This window comes from Variovorax sp. P1_H2 (assembly GCF_056405295.1).
The window spans coordinates 1-2,003 of the sequence record NZ_JBFUCJ010000261.1; the positions used below are offsets into that span (position 1 = coordinate 1).

The 2,003-nt window shown below is 75.3% G+C and carries 1 protein-coding gene and 1 pseudogene; both read left to right on the forward strand.

What is annotated here, in order from left to right:
* Positions 1–1,405, forward strand: a 1,405-nt coding sequence (locus tag AC1D2E_RS35635; protein WP_478201764.1) for an ATP-binding protein, incomplete at its 5' end; no start/stop codon positions are given.
* A 2-nt stretch (positions 1,406–1,407) separates the two neighbouring features.
* Positions 1,408–2,003, forward strand: a pseudogene (locus AC1D2E_RS35640) (hypothetical protein); the annotation flags it as partial.

Sequence of the window (2,003 nt, forward strand, 5' to 3'; positions counted from 1 at the left end):
GGTGGCGATCGCGCTGGGGCTGCAGCCGGCTTTCGTCGACGGCGATCCGCCGCGCGGGCTCGCGCCCTGGCTGTGGCTGCGCCGTGCCGCGGCGCTGCGTCATGCGCCGCCGGGCGGCAGCGTGCTCGCGGTGCGCAGCGGCCATCCCCGCGAGGCGCAGGGCGCGGCCGCGCTGGTGGCGATCGCGCTGGGGCTGCAGCCGGCTTTCGTCGACGGCGATCCGCCGCGCGGGCTCGCGCCCTGGCTGTGGCTGCGCCGTGCCGCGCCGGTGCTGTGCGCGGAACTGGCGCCGGGCGAATCGCGCCGGCTGCCCGAACTGCCGGGCCATCGCGGGCCACTGCTGCTGGCTTGCGGCATCGACGGCAGCTTCGAGCGCGACGGTGATCCGGTCGGCAGCTGGCGTGTCCCGCTGCCGTTGCCGGAAGAACGCGTGGCGCTGTGGCAGGCGCATCTGGATCCGGCAGCCGCCGAAAGCGTCGGGCGTGCGCATCGGCATGCGCCGGCACACATTGCCCATCTGGTACGCGCGGCGCGGCACCAGGCGCGGCTGGCCGGGGACGAGGCCCTGACCGAACAGCATGTGAAGCTGGCGGCCCGGCTCGGCGCCGCCGGCGAACTGGGCACGCTCGCGCAACTGCTGCCCGACGCGGTGCCGGACGAGGCCCTGGTGATGCCGCCCGATCTGCAGGCCGCACTGCATGCGCTGCGCCGGCGCTGCATGCGGCGCGAGGGGCTGGCGGATGCGCTCGGGCCCTCGGCGCGCACGCGCTACCGGCCCGGCGTGCGCGCCTTGCTGGTGGGCGCATCGGGCACCGGCAAGACGCTCGCGGTCGCGTGGCTGGCATCGCAGCTCGGCCTGCCGCTGTACCGCGTCGACCTCGCATCGGTCGCGAGCAAGTACATCGGCGAGACCGAGAAGAACCTCGCGCAGCTCTTCGCGCGCGCCGAGCATGCGGAGGTGGTGCTGCTCTTCGACGAGGCCGATTCGCTGTTCGGCAAGCGGACCGAGGTGAAGGACGCCAACGACCGCTTCGCGAACCAGCAGACCAACTACCTGCTGCAGCGCATCGAGTCCTTCGACGGCATCGCGATCCTGACGAGCAACAGCCGCTCGCGCTTCGACGGTGCGTTCACGCGCCGGCTCGACGCGATCATCGAGTTCCCCACGCCCGGGCCGCAGGAGCGCCGCACGCTGTGGCTGGCGCACCTGGGTGCGCACCACGTGCTGGAACTGGCGCAGATCAACCGCATCGCCGCGTCGTGCGACCTCGCGGGCGGGCACATCCGCAACGCGACCTTGGCAGCGGCGAGCGCGGCGCCGGGGCCCATCGGCTTCGATGCGCTGCGCACCGCCGTCGAGGCCGAATACCGCAAGCTCGGCCGGCCCGCGCCCACGGGGTTGTAGGCATGGGCGCGAGCGTCGCCCCGCAGATCGCTCGCCCGTCGGCGATGGGGCGGGCCCCGCCGGCAGCGCACCCGCGCATGGCGGTGCCGCAGGTCGCGGGCGTGCCGACCTTCCTCTCGGTGGTGCAGCGGCGCGAGTCGGCCGGCGGCAACGTGGCGAGCCGCATCGCCGATGCACGGCAGCGCGAGCAGACCGAGGATCGTGACGAGGCCGAGCGGCTCGCCGAGCGCATCGGCCAGCACGAAGTGCGCGATGCGATGCGCGCCGACGATGCGCGGCAGGCCGAGCGTTCGGGAGCGGCGCAGGCATCGCGCGCCGCGACCCGGTCCGGCACCCACGCGCCGGCGATGCGCAGCCCTGCGTCGCCGGCACCGGCCACGGGGTTCGGGCAGGAGCCCGCGCCGTTGGTCTTGCGAACCGAGCCGCCCGCGCTGCGCACCGAGCCTGAACTGCAGACGCGCGCTGACGACGGCGGCGGCGACGCACCTGCGGACGCAGGCGCGCCGGCAGCAGTCGGCTCAGGCGATGGCGCGGCAGCAGGCCGGGGCGCGGGTGGCGCAGGCGATGCGGGCGCTGCCGCCGGCGGCGATGCCGGTGC